This window comes from Actinomyces sp. SKVG-SVH-4(1), assembly GCF_048514265.1.
Classification (GTDB): domain Bacteria; phylum Actinomycetota; class Actinomycetes; order Actinomycetales; family Actinomycetaceae; genus Actinomyces; species Actinomyces oris.
Map to the genome: position 1 here is coordinate 1 of NZ_JBGEVE010000025.1, position 8,524 is coordinate 8,524.

8 protein-coding genes and 4 pseudogenes are annotated in these 8,524 nt (G+C 60.4%); 11 read left to right on the forward strand and 1 reads right to left on the reverse strand.

All coding sequences use genetic code 11. The features are described from left to right. The 9 genes and pseudogenes from AB7V09_RS12840 to AB7V09_RS12880 all read left to right on the forward strand — a co-directional run. Positions 1-496, forward strand: a pseudogene (locus AB7V09_RS12840) (hypothetical protein); the annotation flags it as partial. 181 nt (positions 497-677) lie between these two features. Then, a complete protein-coding gene (locus tag AB7V09_RS12845) occupies positions 678-890 on the forward strand; it encodes a hypothetical protein (protein ID WP_003780572.1) in 213 nt (70 codons plus the stop codon). Then, positions 890-1,138, forward strand: coding sequence for a hypothetical protein (locus AB7V09_RS12850; RefSeq protein WP_075415574.1), 249 nt, complete (start codon positions 890-892; stop codon positions 1,136-1,138). Before AB7V09_RS12845 ends, AB7V09_RS12850 begins: the two co-directional genes overlap by 1 nt. Before the next feature lie 244 nt (positions 1,139-1,382). After that, complete coding sequence (locus AB7V09_RS12855; RefSeq protein ID WP_143225366.1) at positions 1,383-1,610, forward strand: hypothetical protein; 228 nt, start codon at positions 1,383-1,385, stop codon at positions 1,608-1,610. Further along, complete coding sequence (locus tag AB7V09_RS12860; protein ID WP_256699653.1) at positions 1,607-2,467, forward strand: relaxase/mobilization nuclease domain-containing protein; 861 nt, start codon at positions 1,607-1,609, stop codon at positions 2,465-2,467. The genes AB7V09_RS12855 and AB7V09_RS12860 overlap by 4 nt, the downstream gene beginning before the upstream one ends. 446 nt (positions 2,468-2,913) lie before the next feature. Beyond that, positions 2,914-3,369: pseudogene (locus AB7V09_RS12865) on the forward strand (hypothetical protein). 88 nt (positions 3,370-3,457) lie between these two features. Then, complete coding sequence (cmtR, locus tag AB7V09_RS12870) at positions 3,458-3,826, forward strand: Cd(II)/Pb(II)-sensing metalloregulatory transcriptional regulator CmtR (protein ID WP_419143996.1); 369 nt, start codon at positions 3,458-3,460, stop codon at positions 3,824-3,826. Beyond that, a pseudogene (locus AB7V09_RS12875) lies at positions 3,823-4,518 on the forward strand (cation-transporting P-type ATPase); the annotation flags it as partial. The gene cmtR and the pseudogene AB7V09_RS12875, both read left to right, overlap by 4 nt. A gap of 133 nt (positions 4,519-4,651) precedes the next feature. Then, positions 4,652-5,248: a hypothetical protein gene (locus AB7V09_RS12880; protein WP_218638013.1), complete on the forward strand. Its 597-nt coding sequence runs from the start codon at positions 4,652-4,654 to the stop codon at positions 5,246-5,248. Positions 5,249-5,923: 675 nt separating this feature from the next. On the opposite strand, the gene AB7V09_RS12885 is transcribed toward AB7V09_RS12880, so the two are convergent. Then, entirely contained in the window at positions 5,924-6,439 is a 516-nt protein-coding gene (locus AB7V09_RS12885; protein ID WP_419143997.1) for a DUF308 domain-containing protein, read from the reverse strand. 153 nt (positions 6,440-6,592) lie between these two features. On the opposite strand from AB7V09_RS12885, the gene AB7V09_RS12890 reads away from it, so the two are divergent. Continuing rightward, the gene (locus AB7V09_RS12890; protein ID WP_419143998.1) at positions 6,593-7,933 is read left to right on the forward strand and encodes an integrase catalytic domain-containing protein; all 1,341 of its coding nucleotides are present in this window, start codon (positions 6,593-6,595) and stop codon (positions 7,931-7,933) included. A gap of 209 nt (positions 7,934-8,142) precedes the next feature. Further along, positions 8,143-8,466, forward strand: a pseudogene (locus AB7V09_RS12895) (ISL3 family transposase); the annotation flags it as partial. Between the last annotated feature and the right edge of the window lie 58 nt (positions 8,467-8,524).

Sequence of the window (8,524 nt, forward strand, 5' to 3'; positions counted from 1 at the left end):
CTCCGGCAGCGGTCACCGTCCCGTCTGGTCGCGATACGGTTCCGTCATGGAGGGCGCAGGCGATCAGGCCCCGGTGGACGTGCACGACCTCGTGATGCCACAGGAGGACGATGGGCCGGATCGCGAGGAGCTGCTGACGGAGCGGAACGCCCTGGTCGATCGGGTGAAGGAGCTGAGCCCGCTGCTGCGCGACATCCATCAGCCGGTCCTGGAGATAACGGCAGCGATCAACGACGTGAAGGCCCGCATCGACGAGATCGACGCGGAGCTGCTCGACCGTTCGGTGTCGGCGGCGGCGAAGCTGCTCGCGGACGTCGAGGAGCCGGTCGGCACCGCGGAGCGCCGCGAGGTGGTCGAGGCGAAGTGGAAGGTGTTGGACGTGGACCGCCGCCGGATGCTCGTGGACGAGCTGGTGACGGTGACCATCGAGCCCATCACGCCCGGTCACGTGAAATTCGACCCCGACCTGATTCGGATAGAGCCGCGTCGCGACTGACTCATGAGTCGACTCGTCATTGCAATGGTGAGTCGACTCGTGGGAGAATGGTTGCGGACAAGAAGATCCCACCGGGGCCGCGACTTAGAAGCGCGGGGTTCTGCTCCCGGATGAGTAGCCGGTCAAACAGCCCAATTACCGTGGCGGGGAACCGGAAGATACTCATGTCTGAGGACTTCCGATGTCTGTCGTTATCGACGTTCCCCGCGCATCCGCGCTCGACCGCCCTGGCCTCGATCAGGGCTCCACTCCTTCTCCGCAGGCAGACGGCCTCGATCCCGTCATCGCCGCCGCTCGCGCTGCTGGTCGTCTGGCCGGTGAACGCCTGGCTCGCACGCCCCTGACCCCGCGACAGCGCGCCGCGGTCGCCGCCGTGATGGGCGGTGGTCACTGATGAGCGCCAACTCCGCCGCCTTCGACCACGTGAACAGCTTCCGCTGGCGACAGGGCGACCCCTCCCTCGCCGAGTCCGAGGCACGTCTCTACGACCTCGGCGTGCTCCGCTCCGTGCTGGAGGAGTCCGTCGAGATCTCCGTCGCCGACGCCCGCGCCGATGGGGTGACCTGGGCGAAGATCGGCGACGCCCTCGGCGTCACGCACCAGGCTGTCATCAAGCGCTACGGCCGGGGCGGTGGTCGCTGATGCGCGCCGACGCACGCAACCTCAGCACCGCTCCGGCCGACCTGACCCCGCCCGGAGGGCCTGGCCTGGCACCCGCCGAAGGCGGGCTGCCCGTCGTCGTGGGGGCCGCGCGAAGCTCGATACCGACTTCGGAGAGGAGACGCTCGCGGCGCTTCGCACTCGTGCGAAGCGGCTCGGGCTGGCTCCGAGCACGTGGGTGCGGACCGTCGTCCGGGATGCCCTCCACGCCTCTCGGAGCGAGGAGTTGGACGCCGCCGTGGCCGCGCACCTGCTCGGGGTCGAGGCGCGGGTGCAGGCGTCGGCGGATGCTCGCGAGCTGGCCGCGCAGATTCGCCCGCTGGCGATCAACGTCAACGACCTCGACCGCCGGGCGCGGGCTGGTGAGTCAGTGGCGCTGTCGGCGGAGGTGCCCGAGCTGATCGAGTTGCTGCGCGAGGTCCGCGCCCTGCTCGGGGATCGGGCGGCCTCATGAGCACCACGCACTACAGCCCGAGCGCCAGCGCCGCCGACACGGAGCGCTATATCCGTGGCAAGGAGGACGAGCGGGGCATCGCGATCACGTGCGATGTGCCGGGAGGCCCCGGCGCGTTCTCGGCGCGCGCTCGGTCGCTCACGCAGAACACGACGCGCGAGGTCGAGGCGGTGCATTACCGCCAGTCGTTCAGCGACGAGGAGTTCGACCCGAAGAGTCCGGAGGACGTGCAGCGGGTGAACGATCTCGGTTATCAGCTCGCGAAGAAGATGCACCCGGATTCCGACTGCCTCGTAGTCAGTCATGTGGATGGGCGGGGCAAGAAGCCGCACAACCACATCTTGGTCATCAACCACAACAACCGGACGGGGAAGGCGCTCTCGGACTATCGCACGTTCCACGACCGCAAGGCCGGGAATCAGCGGGGCGTCCAGTCGGCGAACGACCAGCTGATGCGAGAACACGGGCTCTCGGTCGTGAAGCGGCTGGAGCACGCACCGAAGGACTGGGAGCTGCGCCGCGAGGACTTCGCCGAGGGATCGCTCGACCGCGAGATGGGCGACCGGATGAGCGCGGCGCTGGCCGATCCCCGGGCGGTGGACAAGGCCGGTCTGGTCTCGGTGATCGAGGAGCAGAACCAGCGGCTCGGCGATGACGGGGAGCGGGTGCCGCGGATGCGGTTGCACAGCCCCGTCAGCAAGAAGGGCAAGCGCGCCGGGCAAGAGACCTGGACGCTCTACATCGAGGATCGCCGCGGCGAGTCCGGCCGCGCCGAGCGCCCTCTCGGCGGACTTCACCCCGGAGGGCGCGCAGGCGTTCTTCGACTACCACCAGCAGCAGAAGGAGAAGGAGCATGAGCGCAGCGCTCGACAGGCTGAAGCAGCAGAACGAGCCCGAGCAGTCGCAGCAGCAGCTCGGCAGTCCGGAGACGATGGAGCTGTTGACCTCGATCCTCGCCGCCGTCGAGGCGCAGAACACGAGGATCGCCACGCTGACCGAACAGCAGAAGAAGCTCGCGGGGTTCGTGAAGGTCATGGACGAGGAGACGACGAGGCGGCTGGAGCGGATCACGGCCCCGGCGTCGACCTCCTCGCCCTCCAGCGACGTGTCCGCGAGGATCGCGAGTATCGAGAGCAGGCAGAACGAGATCGCGAGCACGCTCGGCGAGTTCGCGCAGAGTCTCAACGGCGAGAGCTTGAACGCCGCGTCGCGGAGCTTGGTCGCGGAGGCGCAGAAGAATCGCGCGGCTACGGCCTCGGCGATTGAGGGTCTGAAGGCGCAGGTCACAGCGAACCAGAAGCTCGTGAGCCAGGTCGGCGGCGCGGTCCAGCGGATCGAGAAGCGCACCGAGGAACGGGTCGAGAAGGCTGTCGAGCAGGTCGCCGGGGAGGCTTCGGCCACGATGACCGCGAGCCTCGACGCCTCGAACGCGCGGGCGGAGCGGATCATCGCCGCGACGGCGAAGCTGGAGGCGCGACAGCTCTGGTCCGCCGCCGCCGCGATGTGCCTCGTTCTCCTGCCGGTGGCCGTGGTCGTCGCCGGTCTCTGGATGGGCATCGCCGGGCTCATCACGGGTGTTCAGTGAGCGCTGGACGTGGACGGGAGCGTGTGGCTCGGCATCGGCTGGTGGCTCGTGGTCGGCGCTGGCCTCGCCGGGGCCGGCTACAGGCTCTTCGCGTCCGTCCGCTGGGTTTCGGGTCTCATGGAGACCTGGAAGGGCCGCGGGATGCCGAAGTGGCCCCGCTGGCGCAAGAGGTGATCACGCCTCACGAGGGCAAGCGCGCGCAGCGCGTGCGGCAGCCGCGACAACTGGACATTAGGTCAGCGGCTGCTGTATAGTTCAGTGCATGCTGACCATTGCTTCGCGTCTTGACGTCATGAACCGGCTCGGCCGGGCCATGGCCGACCCGACGCGCTCCCGCATCCTGATGTCCCTGCTCGACAGCCCGAGCCACCCCGCGGTGCTCTCGCGCGAGCTGGGGCTGACCCGCTCGAACGTGTCCAACCACCTGACCTGCCTGCGCGACTGCGGGATCGTGGTCGCCGAGCCCGAGGGCCGCCAGACTCGCTACGAGATCGCCGACCCGCACCTGGCCGCGGCGCTGACGGCACTGGTCGATGTGACCCTCGCCGTGGACGAGAGCGCGCCGTGCATCGACCCGGCCTGCTCGGTGCCCGGCTGCTGCGGTCCGAGCGGCTCCGAGGACGCCTCGTGAGCGCCGCATGCGGCTGCGACGAGCCGACCACCAACGCCGCTGAAGAGGCAGAGGAGACCGAGCGCCCGTGGTGGCGCGACCCGGGCCTGGTGGTGCCGATCCTCTCCGGGGTCGCGTTCGGCACCGGCCTGGTGCTGGAGTGGTCGGGGCTGCACGTCGCGGCGCTGGTCGCGTTCTGGGCGGGCCTGCTGCTGGGCGCGTACACGTTCGTGCCCGGTGCGATCCGGAATCTCGTTGTGAAGCGCAAGCTCGGGATCGCGCTGCTGATGACGATCAGCGCCGTGGGCGCGGTGATCCTCGGCTACGTCGAGGAGGCGGCCGCGCTGGCGTTCCTCTACTCGATCGCCGAGGCCCTGGAGGACAAGGCGATGGACCGCGCCCGCGGCGGGCTGCGCGCGCTGCTGAAGCTCGTGCCGGAGACCGCGACCGTGCTGCGCGACGGGACCTCCGCCTCGGTCCCGGCCAGGGAGATCGCCGTCGGCGACGTGCTGCTGGTCCGCCCTGGCGAGCGGGTCGCGACCGATGGGCTGGTCCGCTCGGGCCGGTCGAGCCTGGACACTTCGGCGATCACCGGTGAATCGATCCCGGTCGAGGTCGCGCCCGGAGAAGCGGTGTCGGCGGGCGCGATCAACAGCGCCGGCGTGCTGGAGGTCGAGGCGACCGCCGCGGGCACCGACAACTCGCTGACCAGCTGCAGAAGAGGCTGATACGAATGAGAAATCAAGGAAGTTATACAATGAAATCCTTGCATTATGTCCTGATGAAGTAGATGCTAAACGAGAACTCATAGCCCTTGAGTTACATCCAAGCTTTCAAATTTATCAGTTGAAACAGCTAGTAGAATCGTTGAAAAAACCAAAGAAAATAGATTGGAATATAATAGAGACGCGTCCTTATATGCGTTGCCTCATCGACATGGGGATGATATATTTAGAATATAATATGTATAATGATGCGATTGCCTGCTTTACGCCAGTTTTTCACGGAGACAAGCAAGATCATTCGGGATTTCTTGTGTATATGATGGTTGCTTGTTGTGGAGCTGCCAACTGGGATCGCGGCCGCAAGGTATATCAGCGATATCTTGCATGTTGCGATGATATACAAAACGCATTTAATCAGGCTCCGGATATCATGTTGCCTATGCATATGCTGTATATTCTATTGGCTTTGCAGTGTGGTGAAAGCAAGATAGCCCATGATGTATTAGCAGATCTTGTTGATGAATATGAAGATATTGATTGGTTATTACAAGATGCAACGCGCTGGAACGATTTTGTAGAAGATCATTTAGAGGCTATTATGTATATGGTAGACCAAGTGAGCAATATAGATTCTGACCCACGAGAATTAATAAGCTTATATACTGCTATCTCATTTTTACCAACTCAATTAGTGGATTTTGAAAGTCCATTATGGTAGACTCTATATGATGCGTATGAACGTGTTACCGGTCGAACTGTTATAAATCGGTACTCTAATGATAGTTATATGGGAAAACGCGAGTCCGCTCATATGAGCCCCGTAGAGGTTGCTAAAGGTGGGGCTTTGCGTGGAAATCCGGTATATGACAATATACGGTCGGTGCACAAATTACACTTTCACAAGCCGGCCTATACACAGTAGATGATTTTAAAACAATTACTAAACAAGAAGTATTGATGCTACCGGGCATTGGTAAAAAAACAGTGGAACAACTAGAGCATAATGGTGTTATATTTAAAGCCTAAGATGTGACTTGAATTTAATAGCGATCCTAGGATAATGAAGGGCTATTTGTCTTTTTCATAATTAATATAATCCCTTTGATGAGTATCTTGGTACTGATCAAGGGGATTTTAAATTACTACAGGGTTGTACTAATTTTTGTCCTATAACCCCATTATTACGCTAATGTTAGAGCGTTGGGCTAGTTGCTAAATAAAAGAGCTAGAAAAGCGTCTAACCACTTGCAAATGTAGTAGGCGAATACATTTACCATGACGGCTAGCCAAAACAAATAAAATAGCTGCCACAAATACGAAATAGACATCGTAATTTATGACAGCTATTTGGCAGTACATGGTCGATCTTATAGTGTAATTATTTAGTTATATTCTATTTTATAAAAGCCTCACCGATGGAATAAATTCCGTCAAATAAGAAACCGAAAGCGATAAAGTAGATAAATACCACACCGGAAGCAATCGGCTGGAATATGAGTAATAGGCCTAATAGTAAAAGAATTAGTGCAAGCCATTTTGCATTACGTCCCATGAGTGATACCATGCTGTCGGACTTTCTTGATTTAATGAAAATAAAGATGGCTTCAATTACCATCCAGATGCCGATTGTGCTTGGGAGTACTAATGGTAGGAATGCAAATCCGCCGAATATTAAATAGATACCGAATAGAGCATTGATAATGCCGCTGATAAGATACCAGCCGCTACGTAATTCAGACGATAACGTAAAATAATTTATAATAGAGCTGACCGCACTGACGAAAAAGATAATAGAAAAAAGCCAGGCAAAAGCTATGAGATTAATAACGGGATTTAAGAGTAAGAATATCCCCAGGATAATGCTTACAATACCCGATAAAATAAAGAAGAATTTGCTTGAACCACTCATGATGTTTCCTCCCATCGCTTGTACTGCTTATTTTCAGTATACGTGAGATCATGGGGGATGTCAAATTGTCGACGAGACTCATGAAGGATGCCCGCGTAAGAGGCTCGGTGCCTCATGTAGGACTGCCCGCGAAGCTCGTGGACCGTGGTGGGCATGGGAAGTGGGTTGTCGATGCAGGCCAGGGCCGAGATCACGGGAAAGTACGCCAGGGTGTACACGAGGGCGTCGAAGAAGGACAAGGGGCGGATCCTTGATGAGGTCTGTGCAGTCACTGGCTGGAGTCGGGACAATGCGCGCCGACGCCTGGTGGCCGCAGCCAAGCGCCCACCGGGTCGCCGAAAGTCGGCGGAGCGCAGGGCTAGAGCCCGCAGGTACTCCTACGACGCCTTGAAGGTGCTCCAGCGAGTGTGGGCCGCCAGCGGCGGGCAGTGCGGCAAGTACCTCAAGGAGTCCATGCCGCTGCTGCTGGACCTGCTGGAGGCGAGCGGTGAGCTCGACGACGAGCCGCGCTACACCCCAGCCGTCAGAGACGAACTGGTGGCCATGAGTGCGGCGACCATTGACCGCTACCTCGCCCCGGTGCGGGCTACCGAGCAACTGCGGGGCAAGTCGACGACCAAGGCCGGTCCGTTGCTGCGCAGCTCCATCAAGATCCGCAAGGCCGGTGACGAGATCGAGGCTGAGCCTGGGTTCTTCGAGGTCGACACCGTCGCCCACTGCGGGCCGACCCTCAAAGGAGAGTTCACCCGGACTGTGAACATGACCGACGTGCTCACGGGGTGGACCTTCACTCGCTCAATCCGAAACAACGCTGAGAAGCACATCATCTCCGCCCTGGACGCCGCCGTGGGATGTGTCCCGTTCCCCGTTTTGGGCATGGACTTCGATAACGGCTCAGAGTTCATCAACCACAGCGTGGTGCGCTGGGCCGGGGACTTGGACATCTACTTCACCCGCTCACGCCCCTACAGGAAGAACGACCAGGCCACCATCGAGTCGAAGAACAACCACCTGGTGCGCCGCTACGCCTTCTACTACCGCTACGACACCAGCGAGGAGCGCGAGGTCCTGGGCCGTCTCTGGGAGCAGGTCAACGTCAAGCTCAACTTCCTAACCCCCACCCGCAAGCCCGTCGGATGGGGCACCGATAAGGCCGGCAGGCGCAAGCGCCTCTATGACGCTCCTCGTACCCCATTGGACCGACTGCTGGACACCAGCGCCCTGACCAAGGCCCAGAAGACTGACCTGGTCTCGTACCGCAACCAGCTCAACCCCGCCTCTATCACCCGCCGCATCATCGAGCTCCAGGACGTTCTCATCCGACTGGCCAAGGGCCAAGGACAAGACCGACCAGCTCTACCTCGCACAGATCCCAAGCATCCTGCCCGACGTCCACAAAGGCGTACGAGTCAGGAAAGCCTCGTAACCACCCCTCAACCTGGCGGGCATTCCTACATGAGGCACCGAAGACACTTCGCGGGCACCTTGACATGAGGCACCCCGATTGTAACGATAAAACTGTGTTTTCACAAAACTCACATGTCCATCCTGTTGACACAGTTCTATAGAATACCGTACAATACCGGCTCTTCGCATTTGAGGGTGTAGGGGTGTTGGGTGGGGTCCGGCGTGTCGTGGCTGGGTAGGGGTCGAGGTCTTCCGATGATGGGGGTTCCTACACCGTCCATCTGAAAGACCTCGACATGGCCAATACTATCTTTGATCGCCCTGATCTGAGCGTGTTCACGCGCCTGGATGGCCTGGGGTTGGAGGTGACGGGTCAGCGCGTTGAGGCAGACCATGCAGTGTTGGCATGCCGTATTACGGGTGAGGACCGGTGGTGTCGACGCTGCGGGTGCCAGGGCATTTCTCGTGACACGGTGGTCAGGCGCTTGGCGCATGAGCCCTGCGGGTGGCGTCCCACGATCTTGCATGTGAGCGTGCGCCGCTACCGGTGCCCAGAGTGTGCTCACGTGTGGCGTCAAGACATGAGTCAAGCGGCCGATCCGCGCGCGCAGCGCGTGCGGCAGCCGCGACAACTGGACATTAGGTCAGCGGCTGCTGTATAGTTCAGTGCATGCTGAC

Bases quoted from the DNA above. Each gene is read 5' to 3' on its own strand.
- AB7V09_RS12885 (WP_419143997.1), bottom strand. From the start codon at position 6,439: ATGAGTGGTTCAAGCAAATTCTTCTTTATTTTATCGGGTATTGTAAGC.
- AB7V09_RS12845 (WP_003780572.1), top strand. From the start codon at position 678: ATGTCTGTCGTTATCGACGTTCCCCGCGCATCCGCGCTCGACCGCCCT.
- AB7V09_RS12860 (WP_256699653.1), top strand. From the start codon at position 1,607: ATGAGCACCACGCACTACAGCCCGAGCGCCAGCGCCGCCGACACGGAG.
- AB7V09_RS12890 (WP_419143998.1), top strand. From the start codon at position 6,593: ATGGGAAGTGGGTTGTCGATGCAGGCCAGGGCCGAGATCACGGGAAAG.
- cmtR (WP_419143996.1), top strand. From the start codon at position 3,458: ATGCTGACCATTGCTTCGCGTCTTGACGTCATGAACCGGCTCGGCCGG.
- AB7V09_RS12850 (WP_075415574.1), top strand. From the start codon at position 890: ATGAGCGCCAACTCCGCCGCCTTCGACCACGTGAACAGCTTCCGCTGG.